This window comes from Nocardia brasiliensis NBRC 14402 (assembly GCF_000308475.2).
Classification (GTDB): Bacteria; Actinomycetota; Actinomycetes; order Mycobacteriales; family Mycobacteriaceae; genus Nocardia; species Nocardia brasiliensis.
On sequence record NZ_BAFT02000110.1, the window covers coordinates 463,868 to 482,160 of the forward strand.

18 protein-coding genes are annotated in these 18,293 nt (G+C 67.2%); 7 read left to right on the forward strand and 11 right to left on the reverse strand.

The window, feature by feature from the left end:
• Window positions 1-50: 50 nt before the first annotated feature.
• The 4 genes from TY25_RS38335 to TY25_RS44360 all read left to right on the forward strand — a co-directional run bounded on the left by TY25_RS38335 (window position 51) and on the right by TY25_RS44360 (window position 3,415).
• Window positions 51-716 carry an ATP-dependent Clp protease proteolytic subunit gene (locus TY25_RS38335; RefSeq protein WP_014982581.1) on the forward strand — a complete coding sequence of 222 codons (666 nt, stop codon included), beginning with the start codon at window positions 51-53 and terminating at the stop codon, window positions 714-716.
• A 443-nt stretch (window positions 717-1,159) separates the two neighbouring features.
• Window positions 1,160-2,440, forward strand: coding sequence for an ATP-dependent Clp protease ATP-binding subunit ClpX (gene clpX, locus TY25_RS38340; protein ID WP_042264750.1), 1,281 nt, complete (start codon window positions 1,160-1,162; stop codon window positions 2,438-2,440).
• Window positions 2,441-2,639: 199 nt separating this feature from the next.
• Window positions 2,640-3,101, forward strand: coding sequence for an STAS domain-containing protein (locus TY25_RS38345; RefSeq protein WP_236639176.1), 462 nt, complete (start codon window positions 2,640-2,642; stop codon window positions 3,099-3,101).
• A gap of 29 nt (window positions 3,102-3,130) precedes the next feature.
• Entirely contained in the window at window positions 3,131-3,415 is a 285-nt protein-coding gene (locus TY25_RS44360; protein ID WP_043673487.1) for a ribosomal protein bL12, read from the forward strand.
• A 12-nt stretch (window positions 3,416-3,427) separates the two neighbouring features.
• Here the strand turns inward: TY25_RS44360 and TY25_RS38355 are convergent, their stop codons facing one another.
• Entirely contained in the window at window positions 3,428-3,880 is a 453-nt protein-coding gene (locus tag TY25_RS38355) for an Lrp/AsnC family transcriptional regulator (RefSeq protein WP_014982585.1), read from the reverse strand.
• Between the two features lie 110 nt (window positions 3,881-3,990).
• Between TY25_RS38355 and TY25_RS38360 the strand changes: the two genes are divergently transcribed.
• Window positions 3,991-4,608 (forward strand): LysE family translocator, encoded by a 618-nt coding sequence (locus TY25_RS38360; protein WP_042264756.1) that lies wholly within the window; start codon window positions 3,991-3,993, stop codon window positions 4,606-4,608.
• A 3-nt stretch (window positions 4,609-4,611) separates the two neighbouring features.
• Here the strand turns inward: TY25_RS38360 and TY25_RS38365 are convergent, their stop codons facing one another.
• From TY25_RS38365 to TY25_RS38375, 3 genes are all read right to left on the reverse strand, one after another.
• Entirely contained in the window at window positions 4,612-5,253 is a 642-nt protein-coding gene (locus tag TY25_RS38365) for a PhzF family phenazine biosynthesis protein (RefSeq protein ID WP_042264759.1), read from the reverse strand.
• 571 nt (window positions 5,254-5,824) lie between these two features.
• Complete coding sequence (locus TY25_RS38370) at window positions 5,825-6,805, reverse strand: aldo/keto reductase (protein WP_042264761.1); 981 nt, start codon at window positions 6,803-6,805, stop codon at window positions 5,825-5,827.
• Complete coding sequence (locus TY25_RS38375; protein ID WP_042264763.1) at window positions 6,805-7,689, reverse strand: EamA family transporter; 885 nt, start codon at window positions 7,687-7,689, stop codon at window positions 6,805-6,807. The genes TY25_RS38370 and TY25_RS38375 overlap by 1 nt, the downstream gene beginning before the upstream one ends.
• Before the next feature lie 63 nt (window positions 7,690-7,752).
• Between TY25_RS38375 and TY25_RS38380 the strand changes: the two genes are divergently transcribed.
• Window positions 7,753-8,259 (forward strand): Lrp/AsnC family transcriptional regulator, encoded by a 507-nt coding sequence (locus TY25_RS38380; RefSeq protein WP_172595768.1) that lies wholly within the window; start codon window positions 7,753-7,755, stop codon window positions 8,257-8,259.
• Window positions 8,260-8,960: 701 nt separating this feature from the next.
• Here TY25_RS38380 and TY25_RS38385 read toward each other — a convergent pair.
• From TY25_RS38385 to TY25_RS38400, 4 genes are all read right to left on the reverse strand, one after another.
• A complete protein-coding gene (locus TY25_RS38385) occupies window positions 8,961-9,776 on the reverse strand; it encodes a hypothetical protein (protein ID WP_042264767.1) in 816 nt (271 codons plus the stop codon).
• 191 nt (window positions 9,777-9,967) lie between these two features.
• Window positions 9,968-10,345, reverse strand: a complete 378-nt coding sequence (locus TY25_RS38390) for a nuclear transport factor 2 family protein (protein WP_042264770.1) — start codon at window positions 10,343-10,345, stop codon at window positions 9,968-9,970.
• Between the two features lie 117 nt (window positions 10,346-10,462).
• Window positions 10,463-11,776, reverse strand: a complete 1,314-nt coding sequence (locus TY25_RS38395) for a bifunctional o-acetylhomoserine/o-acetylserine sulfhydrylase (protein WP_029895205.1) — start codon at window positions 11,774-11,776, stop codon at window positions 10,463-10,465.
• 25 nt (window positions 11,777-11,801) lie between these two features.
• Window positions 11,802-12,317, reverse strand: coding sequence for an OsmC family protein (locus TY25_RS38400; protein ID WP_172595769.1), 516 nt, complete (start codon window positions 12,315-12,317; stop codon window positions 11,802-11,804).
• Window positions 12,318-12,894: 577 nt separating this feature from the next.
• Here TY25_RS38400 and mihF point away from each other — a divergent pair.
• Complete coding sequence (mihF, locus tag TY25_RS38405; RefSeq protein WP_029895202.1) at window positions 12,895-13,209, forward strand: integration host factor, actinobacterial type; 315 nt, start codon at window positions 12,895-12,897, stop codon at window positions 13,207-13,209.
• A gap of 115 nt (window positions 13,210-13,324) precedes the next feature.
• Here mihF and TY25_RS38410 read toward each other — a convergent pair whose 3' ends face one another.
• The 3 genes from TY25_RS38410 to TY25_RS38420 form a co-directional block, all read right to left on the reverse strand.
• Window positions 13,325-13,858 carry a hypothetical protein gene (locus TY25_RS38410; protein ID WP_052383475.1) on the reverse strand — a complete coding sequence of 178 codons (534 nt, stop codon included), beginning with the start codon at window positions 13,856-13,858 and terminating at the stop codon, window positions 13,325-13,327.
• A gap of 79 nt (window positions 13,859-13,937) precedes the next feature.
• Window positions 13,938-14,774, reverse strand: a complete 837-nt coding sequence (gene fdhD / locus TY25_RS38415; RefSeq protein WP_042264772.1) for a formate dehydrogenase accessory sulfurtransferase FdhD — start codon at window positions 14,772-14,774, stop codon at window positions 13,938-13,940.
• Window positions 14,767-17,064: an FdhF/YdeP family oxidoreductase gene (locus tag TY25_RS38420; protein ID WP_042264774.1), complete on the reverse strand. Its 2,298-nt coding sequence runs from the start codon at window positions 17,062-17,064 to the stop codon at window positions 14,767-14,769. Before TY25_RS38420 ends, fdhD begins: the two co-directional genes overlap by 8 nt.
• Between the last annotated feature and the right edge of the window lie 1,229 nt (window positions 17,065-18,293).

Sequence of the window (18,293 nt, forward strand, 5' to 3'; positions counted from 1 at the left end):
GCCGGTGCCAACGCCCCAGCCGCTTACCCACAGAGACTTTGGAGACCAAGATGGCCAACCAGTTTGACCCACGCGCACTCGGCGGCATGGCGCCGCAGGGCCCGCAGTCGCGCTACATCCTGCCGTCGTTCATCGAGCACTCGAGCTTCGGCGTCAAAGAGTCCAACCCGTACAACAAGCTGTTCGAGGAGCGCATCATCTTCCTCGGCGTGCAGGTGGACGACGCCTCCGCGAACGACGTGATGGCGCAGCTGCTCGTGCTCGAGTCGCTCGACCCGGACCGCGACATCACCATGTACATCAACTCGCCCGGTGGCTCGTTCACCTCGCTGATGGCCATCTACGACACCATGCAGTACGTGCGCGCCGATGTCGCGACCGTCTGCCTGGGTCAGGCTGCCTCGGCCGCCGCCGTGCTGCTCGCGGCCGGCACCCCGGGCAAGCGCGCCTGCCTGCCCAACGCCCGCGTGCTGATCCACCAGCCGTCGCTGGAGGGTGGCATCCAGGGTCAGGTGTCGGACCTGGAGATCCAGGCCGCCGAAATCGAGCGCATGCGGCGCCTGATGGAGACCACGCTGGCCCGGCACACCGGTAAGGACGCGGACACCATCCGCAAGGACACCGACCGCGACAAGATTCTCACCGCCGAAGAGGCCAAGGAATACGGGATCGTTGATACGGTGTTCGACTATCGCAAGCTCAGCGCACAGAAGTGATCTCGTCGCGTGTCGCCGTTTCCCGGCGGCGATTCGCGCGCGAATAGCTGTACCCCACGGAGTTCCGGCCGGGAAGCACGCCAGGTGGCATGCGGCCCGGCCGGACTGCTTCAATGACGACGTCGGCGCCGAAACACTTCGGTCTCCGGCGTCGATGAACAAGCGGCCGGAGCTCGAACAGGCCGTCGCAATGACAGAACGCGCTCCGGTGCCGTGAGAACTCGCACAACCCGGCGGAGAAACATGCTCGAGTTGTCGACCTCCATCGCACACACCAGGTACGGTCAACCTAGGGACCTTTGCTCCCGGTTGACAGCACTGCCGTACACACCGGAACCGGTCGACGCGTTTTCGACCACGCCGTGGTGCCGACAAGCAAGGCGGCAGATAGCTGGCAACCTGGACGACGGTTGCACGCGGACAAGGAAGTAGGGACCCACGAGATGGCGCGCATCGGAGATGGCGGCGATCTGCTGAAATGCTCGTTCTGCGGAAAGAGCCAGAAGCAGGTCAAGAAGCTCATTGCGGGACCAGGGGTGTACATCTGCGACGAGTGCATCGATCTGTGCAACGAGATCATCGAGGAAGAACTCGCCGAGTCCAGCGAGGTCAAGCTCGATGAACTGCCCAAGCCGGCGGAGATCCGGGACTTCCTGGAGAACTACGTCATCGGGCAGGACACCGCCAAGCGCACGCTCGCGGTGGCCGTGTACAACCACTACAAGCGCATTCAGGCCGGCGACAAGGGCCGCGACAGTCGCGGCGAGGTCGTCGAGCTCACCAAGTCGAACATTCTGATGCTCGGGCCCACCGGCTGCGGCAAGACCTACCTCGCGCAGACCCTGGCCAAGATGCTCAATGTTCCGTTCGCCATCGCCGACGCGACCGCGCTGACCGAGGCGGGCTACGTCGGTGAGGATGTCGAGAACATCCTGCTGAAGCTGATCCAGGCCGCGGATTACGACGTGAAGCGCGCCGAGACCGGCATCATCTACATCGACGAGGTCGACAAGATCGCCCGCAAGAGCGAGAACCCGTCGATCACCCGCGACGTCTCCGGCGAGGGCGTGCAGCAGGCGCTGCTGAAGATCCTGGAGGGCACCCAGGCGAGTGTGCCGCCGCAGGGCGGCCGCAAGCACCCGCACCAGGAGTTCATCCAGATCGACACCACCAACGTGCTTTTCATCGTGGCGGGCGCGTTCGCCGGCCTGGAGAAGATCGTCTCCGACCGGACCGGCCACCGCGGCATCGGTTTCGGCGCCGAGGTGCGCTCCAAGGCCGAGGTCGACACCACCGACCACTTCGCCGAGGTGATGCCGGAGGATCTGATCAAGTTCGGTCTGATCCCCGAGTTCATCGGCCGGCTGCCGGTCGTCGCGTCGGTGACCAACCTGGACAAGGATTCGCTCGTCAAGATCCTGTCCGAGCCGAAGAACGCTCTGGTCAAGCAGTACATCCGGTTGTTCGAGATGGACGGTGTGGACCTGGAGTTCACCACCGACGCGCTCGAGGCGATCGCCGATCAAGCCATCCTGCGTGGCACCGGCGCCCGTGGCCTGCGCGCCATCATGGAGGAAGTGCTGCTGCCGGTCATGTACGACATCCCCAGCCGCGACGACGTCGCCAAGGTTGTCGTTGATTCCGACACCGTCACCGAGAACGTGCTGCCGACGATCGTGCCGCGCAAGGCGCAGCGCACCGAGCGCCGGGAGAAGTCGGCCTAGTCCTTCGGTACGGACGTACCGTCGAGAGAAGCCACCGCGAGTCGCGGTGGCTTCTTCGGTTTATCGCGAGTCGTCGCTGGGTAATCTGGTTTGAGGGTTGAGTAGACAGCCCAGCTCGGGATGGCACCGTCGCATCAGGGCGAAAAACTTGCCGGCAACCGGACTTCACTTTGCCGCGCGCGACAGGACCGAGGTCCTCATGTCGACCACACTCGCTACTTCATCATTCCTCGTCGACAACAAGGCGAGAGCCGCGACCATCCCGAAGCGAGGTGGGGCACCGAGTCGAGTCACGGTGCCGAATCGGCCCGACCCCTTGGACCGGCTGCGCGTATCCCTGACGGCGCCCAGCGACACAGTGACACTGTGTGCGCTCGCCGGTGAGGTCGATTTCTACACCGCTGAGCTGTTCCGCTCCCGGCTGACCGATGCGCTCGGCAACGCTGCCTCGACCGTGGTCATCGACCTGTCCCAGGTGACCTTCTTCGGCGTTGCCGGGCTGCAGGTGCTGCTCGAGGCCCGGACCTGGGCCGAGCACATCGGCCGCAGGATTCGCCTGGTCACAGGCCCGCGCTGCGTGAATCGGCTGCTCGCCGCGGGCGGGGACGTCGCCGCCTTCGACACCACGGACAATCTCGCCGACGCGGTGCTCGCCTCCTGACCGCCGTCGGCGGACACTACGATTCGAGCATGTTCGCCCACCGCCGCCTCGAGCGGAAGATCGACGCACTGCACGTCAAGCTGGATCTGATCCTCGATCATCTGGGGATCCAGGAACGTCCCGACCTGACCACCGCCAAACCCATCCCCGCGATGCCGGTCGCTCCGCGTCCCGTATCGTTCAGCTGGGCCGAGATCGATGACCTTCTGGTGCAGGGCAAGAAGATTCAAGCTATCAAGCGCTACCGCGAGCTCACCGGTGCGGGGTTGAAAGACGCCAAAGACGCTGTGGAGCAACACGAACGCCGGTACTGAGCGCGGTTTCCGTCATAGCGGCACCGGTCGCTCGTGCACCACATGCTTCATCACCAGGGTCGAAGTGAGGTGTTGCACACCGGGCAGCGTCGCCAGGCGCTCGTCGTAAAGCTGTTGGAACGCAGGCAGATCCGCGGCTACGACGCGCAACAGGAAATCGGGATCGCCGAACAGGCGCTGTGCTTGCAGCACATGCGGTATCTCCGCGACCGCCTGCTCGAACGCGGCGACGGTGGGGCGATCCTCCTGCCGCATCGTGACGAAGACCAGCGCCTCGAAGGTCAAACCGACGGCCGCCGCGTCGACCAGTGCGCGATAGCCGCGGATCACCCCCGACTTCTCCAGCTCCCGCAACCGGCGGTGACACGGCGAGAGACTGAGGCGCACCCGGGCGGCGAGCTCGGTGATCGTCAAACGGCCGTCGTGCTGTAGCTCGGCAATAATCTTCCGGTCGATCCGATCCATGCGGAAGATTCTTCCACAATCTGGGGCTCACCTGCGAAAAGTTGGAATCACCTCCCCGTTGATCGCACCTATCCTTCCTGGGGGTCGCTGTTCGAGGGAGAGGGTTGGGTATGGCTGTCGGGTACATCGCCGCGTTCTGGACGGTGTCGGTGCTGCTGATCCTGGTTCCCGGTGCGGACTGGGCGTACGCGATCGCCGCGGGCCTGCGGGAGCGGTCGGTGGTGCCCGCGGTCGGCGGGCTGCTGCTGGGTTATGTCGCGCTGACCGTGGTGGTCGCGACCGGCGTCGCGGCGGTCGTCGATCGGAATCCGGTTGTGCTGACGGCACTTACGGTGTTCGGCGGGCTGTATCTGATGTGGCTCGGCGGGACGACGCTGGCCGCGTCGAACGCACCCACCGCAGTGGCGGGGGAGCAGAACCCCGCGCCGTGGGGCGCGAGCCTGTTGCGCGGCATCGGGATCAGCGGCCTGAATCCCAAGGCGCTGTTGCTTTTCGTGGCATTGCTGCCGCAGTTCACCGACCGGACCGGGAGCTGGCCGCTCGCCGCTCAGATCGGCGCACTGGGATTGATCCACACCCTCAGCTGCGCGGTGATCTACTTGGGCGTCGGCATGCTGGCTCGGACTGTGCTGCGTGCCCGGCCCACCGCGGCCCGGATCGTCACCAGAATCTCCGGCGTGGCAATGCTTTTGATCGGCGGGCTGCTGCTGGTGGAGCGGTTGATCTGAGTCCTACTCCGCTGTTACGCGTCCACCGACTTCGATCAGCCCGCCCGGCTGCGGTGCGGTCGCGATGATCGAACCGCGACCTTGCGAAATATGCAGGGGGCGTGCGAGTTCGGCGGTGAGGAGCAGGGCGGCGGCGCCTGTTGCTTCGTCCTCATCGATACCGTCACCACGGCCGGGGAAGGCGCGGGCGCGCACGTGACCGGCCTGCTCGTCCTGCCATGCCCAAGCGTAGATCCATTCACCCGGCTCGGGCACGGTCAGCGCGTCCACGTCGGCCGCGGATCCGTACTGGCGCAACGTCCGTGGCGGTGCCCACTCGGATCGTGCTGCGATATAGGTGAATTCGTCGTCATAGCGGACACCGACGACGCCCGCCGCGGTCACGAGTTCGGACGCACCGAGCAGCCAGGCCGTCCCCACGCACGGATGCCCGGCGAAGGGGAGGCGCACCGTCGGGGTGTAGATATCGATGACCCCGCGCTCGGCGTCATCGACGAACACCGTCTCACTGAACCCCAACTCCGCGGCAAAGCGTTGCCGCGCCGCCACATCCGCCACAGCAGCCCCGTCCCGCACCACCCCGAGCCGGTTCCCGAAACCGCCCCCTGGTCCACAGAACACGCGCAACACGTCGTACTCGATCACCCGACGAGTCAACCACGCCCGCACCGGTGAATGCAGGCGCATTCGGCGGCGGGTGAGTGTGCGTACCAGCCGGTGGCGGCAGGGGTGCACGCATGCGTAGCGGCCACTGTGCCGCCGCAGCCGCACCCCCTCTGCGTTCCCGCACCCGCTGTGGCAGGCCGTAGCGGGTGCGAAGGCTCAGAAAGGGTGCGACGCAGCAGAAGAGCGCAGCGGCTCAGCGAGCGCGGCGGCGGGCGGCGGCATGCGACGGCGGGCGGCGATCCCTCTCGACTCCGATGACGAGGCGGTGTGCGGTGGCGCGGGGAGGGTGCGCATGCGCAGCAGCCGCTGCGCCACCACCGGATCGGCGCGGCCGATAACCAAGTGCCGCAGCCGCACCCGTTCTGTGTTAGCGCACCGGCTGTGGCAGGTCGTAGGGGGTGCGAAGGCTCAGAAAGGGTGCGGCGCAAAGGAAGCGGGGGCAGCGGGTCGTGACGCTGAGTGGTGGCCGGAGTTGTCGTGGCTGCGCCATCGCGAATTGGTGCCGGGGCGGCCACGCCTCGTGGCGGCCCCGGGTACCAGGACGACCGGGCTACTGGTGGCCGAGCACTGGGTGGGGGTGGTAGGGGGTTTCCAGGGTGGTGATTTCGGCTTCGGTGAGGTGTAGTCGCACGGCGTCGAGGGCGTCGTTCAGGTGGTTCGGTTTGGTGGCGCCGATGATGGGGGCGGTGACGCCGGGGCGGCCGAGGAGCCAGGCGAGGGCGATCTGGGCTGGGGGCAGGTCGCGGGCGGCGGCTACATGGCGGACCGCGTCTACGACGTCGAAGTCGTTGTCGGTGTACATGTTTGCGGCGATGTGGTCGGAGCTGGAGCGGGCGGTGGTGGGGTGGCCGCCGCGGGTGCGGGAGCCGGTGAGGAGTCCGCGGGCGAGCGGACTCCAGGGGATCACGCCGACACCCTGGTCGCGGCAGAGCGGGAGCATTTCGCGTTCCTCCTCCCGGTAGACGAGGTTGTAGTGGTTCTGCATCGCGACGAACTTCGTCCAGCCGTGCGTGTCGGCGACGTGCTGTGCCTTCGCGAACTGCCAGGCGAACATGCTGGACGCGCCGATATACCGAGCTTTCCCGGCGGCGACCACGTCGTGAAGGGCCTGCATGGTTTCCTCGATCGGCGTCTCGTCGTCCCAGCGGTGGATCTGATACAGGTCGACGTGGTCGACCCCCAACCGGTCGAGCGAAGCGTCGATGGCGGACATGATGTGCTTGCGGGACAGGCCTTTGTCGTTCGGTCCGGAACCCATCGGGAAGTACACCTTGGTGGCCAGCACGTAGTCGTCGCGGCGCGGGAACAGCTTGCCCAGCAGCCGCCCGGTGATCGATTCGCTGACTCCCGCGGAGTACATGTCCGCGGTGTCGAAGAAGTTCACCCCGGACTCGACCGCCTGCCGGACGATCGGTTCGGCGGCGTCTTCGCCGAGCACCCATGCCCACGACGCGGGGTCGCCGTAGCTCATCATGCCCAGGCAGATCCGGGACACGGTGAGGCCGGTGCTGCCCAATCGGCGGTATTCCATCAGTTCTCCTCGTTGTCGTGTTGTCGGTGGATCGAGACGCCCGCGGCGATCAGCGCGATGCCGGCCAGTTCCTGGACGGTGGGGACTTGGGCGAGCACCACGATCCCGATCACCGCCGCGACCGCGGGCAGGATGCTGAGCAGCAGGGCGAAGGTGTTGCGGCGTAATCGCGCCATGGCGAGCTGATCGGTCACGTAAGGAATGACCGAGGAACAGAGCCCGACGCCGATCCCGGCGAGCAATGCCACGGGACTGGTGAACGCTGGGACGGCAGCGCCGAGACAGAACGGCATCGCCACCACCGCGGCGATCGACATCGCGGCTGCGAGCTGGTCGAGGCCGGAAACCGCTGTGCTGTTGGCGATCCGGTGGCCGAGCAGCACGTACAGCAGGAACAGCGCGCAGTTGGCGAACGCGAAGACGAATCCGATCGGCGCGCCGGCCAGTTGGATATCGGTCAGCGCGACGACCCCGCCGACGGCGAGCACAAGGGCGATCATGTTGCGCCCGTTGCGCAGACCGATCGCGGCGAGCACGATCGGCCCGAGGAATTCGATCGCGCCGACGGTGGCCAGCGGCAGCCGCGCGATGGCGAGATAGAACGTCGCGTTCATCGCCGCGAGCACGATCCCGAGGGCGAACAGCTCCCGTCGCTGTTCAGAGGTGCCGTGCCGGAGCAACCGCCATGGCCTGCGCCAGATCGCGAACACCAGTGCGGCGCTGACGATCCGCAGCCACGCCACGCCGAGCACATCCACCCGGGCGAACAGCAGCACGGCGCAGGCGGGACCGAGGTAGTGGAAGACCGCGCTGATGCCGAAGTAGGCCACGGCGGGTACGCGTGGGGCCGTGCGTTGTGCGATGCCCCGCGACGATTCGGTCATGCGGAGTATCTTCCGAAGAAATACCCGCGGCCGGAATGGCACTATCCAGGAAGATGGCGTGAGTTGTCTGGAAAATCAAGGCAGAACAGCCACATCGCCTTCACCGATCGGGCGCGGCTGTTGGACGAGGTGAATGTGCGCCTGCTCGACGAGTTGCACGCCGATCCGCGACTGTCCATGTCCGAACTCGCGCGCCGCGTCGGCATGTCGGCGCCGGCGGTCACCGAGCGGGTACAGCGCCTGGAGCAGAGTGGCGTGATCACCGGCTTCCGGATGGAGGTCGACCCGGCCGCGCTCGGCATGCCGGTGACCGCTCTTGTGCGCATCCGGCCCGGGCCCGGCCAACTGCCCAAGATCGTGGCGGCCGCTCGCGACACCCCGCAGGTGGTCGAGTGTTTCCGGATCACCGGCGAAGACTGTTTCCTGCTGAAGGTGCACGGCCCGTCGATCAGCGAACTGGAGGAACTGCTCGACGGGTTCCTCATGTTCGGCCAGACCACCACCTCGATCGTGGTATCCGAGCCGGTGCCCCGCCGCCCCTTACCCGTCCCGATGCAGCACAGGCGTTAGCGAGCGCGGCGGGTGGGCTGCGTGTGCCCAGCGGCCGCTGCGCCGCCGAACCCGAGTGTCGTAGCCGCACCCGTTCTGTGTTCGCGCACCTGCTGGGGCGGGTCGTAGAGGGTGCGAAGGCTCAATAGGGGTGCGGCGCAGCAGAAGAGCGCCGCGGTGGGCCAAGTGCTCCAGCTGGGCGGGTTGATGGCAGCCGAGGTTTGGAGCGGCTGTGCGATCGCGGAGCGGTGTGGGCGGCGCAGCAAGTCGTGCTGCGGCCCAGCAGTCGTGCGCGGCTCACCAAAACGGTGCATCGCTCAGCAAGTGGCGCACGGTCGAGCAAGTGGTGTGCGGCCCAGCGAGTGGTGTTTGGCCCAGCGAGTGGTGTGCGGCCCAGCGAGTGGTGTGCGGCCCAGCAATGGGGTTCGTCGTCAAGCGAGCTTGTTCGTCGCTCGGCAAGTGGTGTGCTGCCGAGGAAGTGGTGCGCGGTCGAGCAGTAGCTCACTGCCAGCGAGTGGTGTGCTGCTCAGCGAGTGATGCGGCGCTCAGCAAGAGGTGCCCGTTCAGCAAGTGGTGCCTGGCCCAACAAGAGGTGCGTCGCTCAGCAAGAGGTGCGCGGTCGAGCAGTTGTGCCCCGCTCACGAAGTGGTGCCTCGCCCGACAAAGTTTTGCCCGCCGAACAGTCGTGCGGGGAGCGTGCGGCCTTCGCCGCGCTCGTGCGATTACGCGCGGGCGGTGTTGAGCAGACCGCTTTCGGCCCGCGGCCAGGGGGTGTTGGGGTTGTCGCGGATGTGCTCGGTGGCGCGCGCGATCGCTTGGCTGTAGCGCGAATTCGCGGCGTCGTGGGTGAGCAGCGCGACGCCGATCATCACCGGCGCGACGGCGTGCACGCCGGCGTCGAACCAGCGGCCGTCGCGGACATGCGGGTAGGTGTTGAGCCCGACCGTCAGTGCGAGCAACGCGACCTCGGCCGCGACGACCTGGGTGCGACTGTCCAGTACGCCCCACTCGGTGATCTTGGTGGTGCCCACCATGATGATCACCAGACAGACGCTGATCATCGCCTCGACCAGGTAGCTGAACCAGTACAGCGGGTCGCCGGCGCCGTCCGGCGCGATGTTGTGCTGCACGTTGACCGCCGACCACAGCATGCCCGCGATCACCACGCCGGCCAGCGCGCGCAGCGACCACGTCCGGTGCCGGTACAGCGACGCCAGCTGGGCGTGCGGGCTGGATTCGCGGCGTTGCGCGGCAATGGCCTTGCGCGCCATCAGCAGATCGCGGATGTCGGCCTTGTCGATGGCCTCCTTGGTCTGCCGGGCGCGGTCGGCCGCGGCGGACACGGCCTGGGCGTACTTCCACCGCTGGCCGCGCTCCTGCGTGCGGATGCGTTCGGCCAGCTCGCGCTCGGCCTCCAGCTCGTCCTCGGCCAGTGCATCGGTCAGCGCGGGATCGAACTGGTAGGCCAGCCGTCCGCGGGCCCGCTCGACCCGCCTGGCCAGCTGTGCGACTTCGTCGATGGGGTGTTCGTCGGGCATGCGGCTCCAAAAGTGGATGTGCTGAACGGAACTCGACAAATAGCAAGACGCCGGGCAGCCCGCTCACCGAGAGCTGGGTCCCAGCTCGATGAGAGGGTATCGGACGGGAGGCCCCGATACCCACTCTTCCTAGTCGATTCCGCGCGCCAACAACACGCCACGCGGTCGATTGCACCGAAAAACGCGGCGTGTCACTCCGGTTCGATGGCCATGTCGTCCTGGCTCCAGAAGGCGCGCATGCGCACGATCTTGCCCGACTCGTCGAATTCCATGTAGTCGATGGGCGACATGGTGAAGCGCTGGCCGCCGACGCGCGTGATGATCGTGAACTGGAAGGCCACCTCGTTGCCCGCGACGCGCACCGAGTCGGTGCGCAACTCGGTCTCGCGGTCCAGGGGCGCGAGGATGTCGTAGAACTCGCGGATGGCATCGTGCCCGTGCCGCACCGGTGCGCCCACCGGATCTTCGACGGTCGCCTCCGGCGCGTAGAGCTCGACGATGGCTTCGGTCGGACCCGAGCCGACCAACTTGACGTACCGGTCGACGACATCACGGATCTGCTCGGTCATCTGAACTCCTGCGGAATTGGAACGTGTTCTAATTCCGGCAGCGTAGCAGCATGTCGGCGCGGACGAAACGGCAACGGGCGGGATGGTTTCGCCCATCCCGCCCGAGGGTGTCTGCCGCTATCCGGCGGCGGCGAACCCGGCGCGCAGATCGGCGAGGATGTCCTCGATTCCCTCGATGCCCACCGCGAGCCGGACCAGTCCCGGGGTGACGCCGGAGCTGAGTTGCTCGTCGGGGGTCAGCTGGGAGTGCGTGGTGGAGGCCGGGTGGATGACCAGCGAGCGCACGTCGCCGATATTGGCGACGTGGCTGTGCAGCGTCAGCGCCTCGACGAAACGTTTGCCCGCGTCGACGCCGCCGGCGAGTTCGAATCCGATCACCGCGCCCGCGCCCCGCGGCGCCAGCGTCTTCCCGCGCTCGTACCACGGTGAGGACGGCAGCCCGGCATAGGACACCGAGGTGACTTCCGGCCTGCTGCTGAGGAATTCGGCCACCTGGTGGGCATTGCTCACGTGTCGCTCGATGCGCAGGCTCAGCGTCTCCAGCCCCTGGCTGATCAGGAACGCGTTGAACGGCGAGACCGCCGCGCCCAGATCCCGCAGCAGCTGCACGCGGGCCTTGAGCGCGAACGCGGGCGCACCCAGATCCGCGTACACCACACCGTGGTAACTGGGATCGGGCACCACGAAGCCGGGGAAACGCGGCTCCTCGCCGGACCGGACGGTCCAGTCGAAGGTGCCGCCGTCGACGATGACGCCGGCGATGGCCGAGCCGTGCCCGCCGAGGTACTTGGTCGCCGAGTGCACCACGATGTCGGCACCATGCGCGAAGGGCTGGATCAAATACGGTGTGGCGACGGTGTTGTCGACGATGAGCGGAACGCCCGCGGCATGCGCGACGTCGGCGATGCCGCGGATGTCGAAGATGTGGTTCTGCGGATTCGAGATGGTCTCGCCGTAGAACGCCTTGGTGTTCGGCCGGATCGCGGCGCGCCACTGTTCGAGGTCGTCCGGGTCGTCGACGAAGGACACCTCGATGCCGAGCTTGGGCAGCGTGTAGTGGAAGAGGTTGTAGGTGCCGCCGTACAGCCGCGGACTGGACACCAGGTGATCACCCGCGCCCGCCAGATTCAGGATCGCCAGCGTCTCCGCCGCCTGCCCGGACGAGAGCAGCAGCGCCGCGACGCCACCCTCGAGCGCCGCGATCCGCTGCTCCACCGCGTCCTGGGTGGGGTTCATGATCCGGGTGTAGATGTTGCCCGGCTCGGCGAGGCCGAACAGCGCGGCGGCGTGGTCGGTGTCGCGGAAGGTGTAGGAGGTGGTCTGGTAGATCGGCAGCGCGCGGGCGCTGGTCGTGCCGTCAGGGACCTGACCGACATGGACCTGCTTGGTCTCGAAACTCCACGTCGCGGACGGGTCGAGCGACTCTGTCATCGATGCTCCTGGGTTATCGCGGTGGCTAGTTGGTGATCAGGGTGGTTTCGACCGGTGTGGCGCCGGTGCTGAGATCGAGGACCGGGCAGTGCGCGTCGACCGAGCGCTGGAGTTGCGCGTAGCGCTGCGGCGTCTCCGGACCGGAGATCCGGACGGTCACCCGGACGGCCTGGAAGCCGGCGCGGACGCTGTCGTCCAAGCCGAAGAAGCCGCGGACGTCGAGGTCTCCCTCGGCCTGGATATCGAGTTCGTCGACGGTGATCCCGAGTCGCTGGGCCCAGAAGCGGTAGGTCACCACCTGGCAGGAGATCAGCGCGGCGAGGTAGACCTCGACGGGATTGGCGGCGGTGTCCGCGCCGCCGAGCGTGGGTGGTTCGTCCACCCGGACGACGTGCCGGCGCGCGGTGATCGTGCTGCCCACGGTGCCTTCCGGGGTGCCTGCGGCACGGAACACCACCAGCGCGTTCGCGGGGTCGGTCGCGACCGCTTGCGCGGTGGCGTCGCCGATGTCGTTGAGCGGAGTGCTCAGATGAGTGGTCACGGCTGTGAACGGTAGGAAGCCGGGCACGCGCTGACGATGGTTTGATTCGGACAGAACCCAACGGTGGACGCCGCTGCTTTCGTCCTCGTTCGACGCCTGCGGGGGCGGTCAAGCAATGGATCCGCTCAATCGTCGAACGGGCGACGGCGCTTCGGCCCGTCGCGAAGTCCCCCCAAAGTTTGGCTTGCCCCCGCAGTCGCTCTTCTTTTGTCGGCACCAACGCTGACGGGACACGGTGACGATCGGGGAAACCGATCGCGCCCGGAGCCGGAAATCGCCGTTGATCTCCCGTGGTTCGCCGTTGAACCTTGATCCCGCGCTGATGCTTTCGTCCATTGTGTCGCATCGGTCGGGTGCGGTGTTACGTCCGTTTCGGTGTGCGGACCGGGAGTCCTTGTTCATCCCATTTGCCCGTTGTGTGCCGCTCGATTACTGCTTTCAACGGCCCCGGTCCAGGAAACTCATCGCTAACTCCGCCGAAATGGTCCCGGTGTGTCGACCTTGCGCTGCCGGTGAAGTGCTGTTTACTCGGTCCGGTCAACCAGATGTTCGAGTGACGAGTGGAAGCGGAGGAGACATGGCACTGCCTACCATGACCGCGGAGCAGCGCACTGAGGCGCTGGCCAAAGCGGCAGCGGTCCGCAAGGCGCGCTCCGAACTGATCGGCAAGGTGAAGGCGGGCAAGGTTTCGGTCGCCGATCTGCTGAAGAAGGCCGACTCCGATGAGCTGGTCAAGAAGACCAAGGTCGCCGCGGTGATCAAGGCTCTGCCCGGTGTCGGACCGGTGAAGGCGGCCAAGCTGATGGACCAAGCCGAGATCCCGGAAGATCGTCGTATCGGTGGGCTCGGCGCGCGGCAGCGTGCGGCCCTGCTCGACGCCCTGAAGGACTGACGGGGCTAAGCGGACCGAACAGCTCTACCTCGGTGGCGCGGCTGAGCCCGCGCACGACCGCATAGACAGTTCAAACGCCCCACAGCGCCGGCACGGGCTGTGGGGCGTTGTCGTCTTAACCGCGTTTGCGGCGCGGAAACCGGACGTTGATCGGGCTCGGATCCGACATCGGGATATCGCCGCGCGGCGGCAGTAGTACGCAGGCCGCGGCGAGCGCCACCAGCAGGGCCGAGGCGAGCACGCTCAGCGTGAAACTCACGGTGCTCATCCCCTCGGGTTGGTGGAAGAGGTGATAAACGACATGCGGCACGCTGAAGAAGAGCCAGCCCAGGCCCGCGATCCGTGCCACGCTGGTGCCGTCGACCACCAGCGCGGCAATCGATACCGCGGTCAAGGCGAGGAAGAACGCGCCGACATCGGCCGCGAGATGATGGTTGTAGGGGCCGTCCGCCGCGACCCACCGCATGCCGAAACCGGGAAAGCTGGTGTACCAGGAGTGCGGCGCCACCGTGGCCCACAGTCCGCTGATCGCGCCCTGAACGGCCAACACCACCAAGATGATTCGAGTCGCCAGCAGGCGGCGGCGATACTGCTCGAACCGCATCCGCACGCGCAGCCCCTCCTGCGTGCCCTCCACCGAAATCCGCATCGGTCTCTCCGTTCCCGCCGAACCGCTCCGATCACGTAGCTGTCACGGTAAAGCCGGCCTTCGGGCCGGGCAAGGGTGCTCAGGCCGGCATCGGCGTGGCGTTCGAGGCGACGACCCGATCCGGGTGGGTGTAGACGTTCATCGTGTCGCCGCGCAGGAAACCCACCAGCGTGAGCCCTGCCTCGGCGGCCAGGTCGACCGCGAGCGAACTGGGCGCCGAGACCGCGCCGAGCATCGGAATGCCCGCCATCACCGCCTTCTGCACCAGCTCGAACGAGGCGCGCCCGCTCACGATGAGCACCAGATCGGCGGCGGGGACCCGATTCTGCCGCAGCGCCCAGCCGATCACCTTGTCCACCGCGTTGTGCCTGCCGATGTCCTCGCGCACGGCGAGCACCGTGCCGTCGGCGGCGAACAGGCCCGCCGCGTGCAGCCCGCCGGTGGCCTCGAACAGGGATTGCTTGCCGCGCAACGTCTCCGGCATGCCGCCGAGCGTGTGCGGGTCCACCACGATGCCCTTCTCGGCGATCGGATAGCGGGTGTTCTTGCGCACCTCATCCAGGGCGGTCTTCCCGCAGAGCCCGCAGGCGCCGGTGGTCAGGAAGCTGCGGGTCTGCACCGGGACCGGATTGCGCAGCGTGAGATCGAGGACGTTGTAGGTGTTGCGGCCGTCGTCGTCGGTGCCCGAACAGTAGCGGGCCGCCGTGATGTCCTCGGCGACGCCGATCATGGCCTCGCTCAAGAGAAATCCGTGCACCAGGTCCACGTCGTTGCCGGGCGTGCGCATGGTGACGGTCAGTGACCGGCCGCCGATCCGGATCTCCAGCGGCTCTTCGACGGCCAGGGTGTCGGGGCGCTGGATCTCCCCGGTCGGCGAGATCCGGCGCGTCCGGCGGCGGGCGGTGACTCTACTCATGACTGGCACGCTGCAATCTGATGGTGACCGATTTGGAGACCGGCGTATTCGACCGCGCCGCGACATGGTCCAGTGGCACAAGCGGATTCGTCTCGGGGTAGTAGGCGGCCGCGTTACCGCGCGGGGTCGGATAGCCGACCAGGCGGAAACCCTCGACGCGGCGCTCGGTGCCGTCGGTCCACTCCGAGATCACGTCCACCAGTTCGTCTTCGGCGAAGCCGAGCGCCGCGATGTCCTCGGGGTGCACCAGCACCACCTTGCGGCCACCGTGCACGCCCCGGTAGCGGTCGTCCAAGCCGTAGATGGTGGTGTTGTACTGGTCGTGACTGCGCAGCGTCTGCAGGATCAGTCTGCCCTCCGGGACCGGGGTCCAGGTGAGCTCGTTCACCGCGAAATTGGCTTTGCCGGTGCTGGTACGGAATTCGCGGCTGTCCCGGGGCGGGTGCGGTAGGACGAACCCGTTGCGGGCGCGCACCTTCGCGTTGTAGTCGGCGCACCCGGGAACCACCCGGGAGATCGCGTCGCGGATGGTGTCGTAGTCGCTGCGGAAGCGCGCCCACGGCACCGGATGATCCGCACCGAACAGGGTCAGGGCCAGATCGCAGACGATCGCGATCTCGCTGCGCAGGTGCTTGCTCACCGGATCGAGCCGACCGGTGGACAGATGCACCATCGACATCGAATCCTCCACCGACACCTGCTGTTTCACGCCGTCACGCAGATCCTTGTCGGTGCGGCCGAGCGTCGGCAGGATCAGCGCAGTCCGGCCGTGCACGACATGGCTACGGTTGAGTTTGGTGGAAATCTGTACCGTCAGTGCGCAATTGCGCAGGGCGGTCTCGGTCACCTCGGTATCGGGGGTGGCTGAGACGAAATTGCCGCCCATCCCCACGAACACCGCGGCGCGACCGTCGCGCATGGCGCGGATCGCGTCGACCGTGTCCCACCCGTGCTTGCGCGGGCTGGTGATGCCGAACTCCCGGTCCAGCGCGTCGAGGAAGGTGTCCGGCATCTTCTCCCAGATGCCCATGGTGCGGTCGCCCTGCACGTTCGAATGCCCGCGCACCGGGCAGACTCCCGCGCCCGGTTTGCCGATCATCCCGCGCAGCAACAGCAGATTCGTCGCCTCCTCGATGGTCGCGACACCGTGCGACTGCTGGGTCAGGCCCATCGCCCAGCAGATGATGACGTTCTTCGCCTCGGCCAGATACTTGGCGGTGCGGTCGATCTCGGCCCGGCTCAGCCCGGTGGCGGCGAGCACGGTGTCGAAATCGACGGCGCGAACCTGCTTTTCGTACTCGGCCAGACCAGCACAGTGCGCGTCGACGAATCCCCGGTCGACGACGGTGCCCGGGGCGCGGTCCTCCGCCTCGAACAACAACCGGCCCAGCGCCTGAAACAGCGCCATGTCACCGCCCAGGCGGATCTGCAGGAAGTCGTCGGCGATCGCGACGCCGGTGGTGAAACCCTTGACGGTCTGCGGATCCCGGAAACCGAGCAAGCCGGTCTCGGGCAGCGGGTTGATCGCGATGATCCGGGCGCCCTCGGATTTCGCGTTCGCCAGCGCGCTCAGCATGCGCGGATGGTTGGTGCCGGGATTCTGCCCGGCGACGATGATCAGGTCCGCCGCCGCGAAATCATCGATCGACACCGAACCCTTGCCGATACCGATCGAGCTGGTCAGCGCGGCGCCCGAGGACTCGTGGCACATGTTCGAACAGTCCGGCAGATTGTTCGTGCCGAAGCTGCGGACCAGTAACTGATAGAGAAAGGCGGCCTCGTTGCTGGTGCGGCCGGAGGTGTAGAAGACGGCCTCGTCGGGCGAAGCCAACGCGCCCAGCTGATCCGCGATCAACCGGTAGGCGTCGTCCCACCCGATCGGCGAATAATGAGTGTCGCCGGGCCGCAACACCATCGGATGGGTCAACCGGCCCTGCTGGCCGAGCCAGTACCCCGACTTGCCCGCCAGCTCCTCGATCGAATGCGCGGCGAAGAACTCCGGCGTGACCGTGCGCAGCGTGGCTTCCTCCGCCACCGCCTTCGCGCCGTTCTCACAGAACTCGGCCGGACGGCGATGACCCGTCGGCTCCGGCCAGGCGCAGCCGGGGCAGTCGAAGCCGTGCACCTGGTTGACCCGTGCCAAAGTGCGGGCAGTGCGAATCACGCCCATCTCCTCCACCGCGCGGCGCAGCGACACCGCGACCGCGGTGACACCCGCCGCCTGCTCCTTCGGCGCGGAGACGGTGAGCTCGGACTCGTCGATATCCTGGGTCGGCCCGTTACGGTGCATAGTTCGTATTGTCCTCTTCGCAGTGTCTGAGTCGGGCAGTGGACCGGCTACCTCGATGGTATGCACTGGGAACGTCCAGGGGGCGGAACATGCGCCGCGCCCCGGCGCCGCGCCCCGGCGCGCGACAGCCGGCGAGCGGCGCGCCGGAGTTGGCTCCGCGTTGGCGCACAGAGCATTACGATGCTAGTGATCCGCACGCATCAGGGGGCGGCCGGACGGACTCCGCCGGCACACCACTTGACCGAAGCGACGGCGGAGGTACGCCTAGCGAGAGCACGGCCGATGGGGACGTTGGCACCAGTCGTTGCGCGTGTCGGTGCACTGTCCCGGCAGGCGCGAACTCGGCATGCGAGACACGTCGCTGGGCTGGGGGTGCTGTGCGCCGTGGCGTTGAGCTGTGGTGCGTCCGTTGGGGGTGGTCCTGGCGTGGTGGGGTTCACGCCGGCTACGCATGGTGCGTCGACTGTCGTGCCGGGGCAGGCGGTCGCTTGGACCCATGGTGACTCGGCGGGCATCGCGGTGTCGCAGGGTGCTGAAGTGTTTGCCGGCGCGGGATCGCACGCCTCCGTGCGAGGGCAAGCGCAGTCCCTGTCCCCGGCGGTCAGCGGTGGGCGATCCGGGAATTGGCTGGTCGACGGCAGGGTCGCTGAATACCTGCCGCCGAGGGCAGACCTGGCGTGGCAAGAACTGCGCGCGGAAAAGACTGGCGCCGTTGGGCTTCTCTTCGCCCTCGCCGGCAGCGGCGTCCTCGGGTATGCGGATGGCCTCAGGCTTCATGATGGCTCGGCCGAACCTGTGCTGGTGGAGTTGCTGACCGGTCCGAAGATGGCGTCGGGCAGGGACGGGGCAGCGGCCCTTGCTCCGGCGCGGGTTTTTGCTGGTTCCGGTGGTCAGGTTGGTGGAGTGGGGCCTGTGCTGGTGGGGGTGCTGACCAGTCCGAAGGTGGCGTCGGATGGGGACGGGGCGGCGGCGCTCGCTCCGGCGCGGGTTTTTGCTGGTTCCGGTGGTCAGGTTGGTGGAGTGGGGCCCGTGCTGGTGCGGCAGCCGACGACGCCCAAGCCGCCGGCGTCGGATGGGGGTGGGACCAGGGATGGAACGGGAGCGCCTGCTCCAGCCCAGGTTCCGCCGCCTCCGCCTCCGCCTCCTCCGCAGCAGCAGCCGCCTCCTCCGCAGCAGCAGCAGCAGCCGCCACCACCGCAGCAGCAGCAGCCACCGCCGCCTCCGCCACC

Excerpts from the sequence above, each read along its gene's own strand:
- TY25_RS38410 (WP_052383475.1), bottom strand. The coding sequence starts at position 13,858 with ATGCGGATTTCGGTGGAGGGCACGCAGGAGGGGCTGCGCGTGCGGATG.
- TY25_RS38420 (WP_042264774.1), bottom strand. The coding sequence starts at position 17,064 with ATGCACCGTAACGGGCCGACCCAGGATATCGACGAGTCCGAGCTCACC.
- TY25_RS38355 (WP_014982585.1), bottom strand. The coding sequence starts at position 3,880 with ATGGATCGGATCGACCGGAAGATTATTGCCGAGCTACAGCACGACGGC.
- mihF (WP_029895202.1), top strand. The coding sequence starts at position 12,895 with ATGGCACTGCCTACCATGACCGCGGAGCAGCGCACTGAGGCGCTGGCC.
- TY25_RS38385 (WP_042264767.1), bottom strand. The coding sequence starts at position 9,776 with ATGCCCGACGAACACCCCATCGACGAAGTCGCACAGCTGGCCAGGCGG.
- TY25_RS44360 (WP_043673487.1), top strand. The coding sequence starts at position 3,131 with ATGTTCGCCCACCGCCGCCTCGAGCGGAAGATCGACGCACTGCACGTC.
- fdhD (WP_042264772.1), bottom strand. The coding sequence starts at position 14,774 with ATGAGTAGAGTCACCGCCCGCCGCCGGACGCGCCGGATCTCGCCGACC.
- clpX (WP_042264750.1), top strand. The coding sequence starts at position 1,160 with ATGGCGCGCATCGGAGATGGCGGCGATCTGCTGAAATGCTCGTTCTGC.
- TY25_RS38335 (WP_014982581.1), top strand. The coding sequence starts at position 51 with ATGGCCAACCAGTTTGACCCACGCGCACTCGGCGGCATGGCGCCGCAG.
- TY25_RS38370 (WP_042264761.1), bottom strand. The coding sequence starts at position 6,805 with ATGGAATACCGCCGATTGGGCAGCACCGGCCTCACCGTGTCCCGGATC.
- TY25_RS38360 (WP_042264756.1), top strand. The coding sequence starts at position 3,991 with ATGGCTGTCGGGTACATCGCCGCGTTCTGGACGGTGTCGGTGCTGCTG.
- TY25_RS38395 (WP_029895205.1), bottom strand. The coding sequence starts at position 11,776 with ATGACAGAGTCGCTCGACCCGTCCGCGACGTGGAGTTTCGAGACCAAG.
- TY25_RS38390 (WP_042264770.1), bottom strand. The coding sequence starts at position 10,345 with ATGACCGAGCAGATCCGTGATGTCGTCGACCGGTACGTCAAGTTGGTC.
- TY25_RS38345 (WP_236639176.1), top strand. The coding sequence starts at position 2,640 with ATGTCGACCACACTCGCTACTTCATCATTCCTCGTCGACAACAAGGCG.
- TY25_RS38375 (WP_042264763.1), bottom strand. The coding sequence starts at position 7,689 with ATGACCGAATCGTCGCGGGGCATCGCACAACGCACGGCCCCACGCGTA.